This window comes from Actinophytocola gossypii, assembly GCF_025165815.1.
GTDB lineage: Bacteria > Actinomycetota > Actinomycetes > Mycobacteriales > Pseudonocardiaceae > Actinophytocola > Actinophytocola gossypii.
Map to the genome: position 1 here is coordinate 1 of NZ_JAFFZE010000052.1, position 672 is coordinate 672.

1 protein-coding gene is annotated in these 672 nt (G+C 64.0%); it reads left to right on the forward strand.

The genetic code is table 11. From position 1 onward, the window contains the following. Nucleotides 1-19: 19 nt before the first annotated feature. Nucleotides 20-672 (forward strand): AMP-binding protein (locus JT362_RS35320; protein WP_260196312.1); only part of this gene is annotated, 653 nt, incomplete at its 3' end.

The window sequence follows — 672 nt, forward strand, 5'->3', positions numbered from 1 at the left end:
AGGTATGGGGGACGCGTCCATGTCGTTGGTTTCGCGGTTCGGGGTGCGGGTCGGGTCGACGCCGGATGCGGTCGCGATCGAGGATTCGGGTCGGTTTGTCACCTACGGTCAGCTCGATCGGTGGTCGGACGCGGTTTGTGCGGAGTTGGTGGCTGTTGGGGTCGTGCCTGGTGGTTTGGTGGGGGTGTTGTTGCCTCGTGATTCTCGGTGGATCGCCGCGATTCTGGGGGTGTTGAAGGCCGGTTGTGGTTATGTGCCGATGGATCCGTTGTATCCCGTCGAGCGTTTGACGATGATGGCGTCGGATTCGGCGGTGTCGGTGGTTCTCGGCGAGTCTTCTGGGACGGACCCGGCGTCGGGTTTGCCTTGTGTGGCGGTACCGGCTCCGACCGCGTCCGTCCGGTCGACGACACAACCGTTGGTGGGTCTCGATTCGCCGGCGTACGTGATCTACACGTCCGGTTCGACCGGGCGGCCGAAAGGCGTGCCGATCCGGCACCGCAACGTTCTCGCTCTCATCGATGCCGCTCAGTCCCGTATGGACTTCGGTTCCACCGATGTCTGGTCCCTGTTCCACTCCTTCAGTTTCGACTTCTCGGTGTGGGAGATGTGGGGGCCGTTGCTGACGGGCGCTCGGATCGTCCTCGTCCCGCAGGACGCGCGACTGGACCC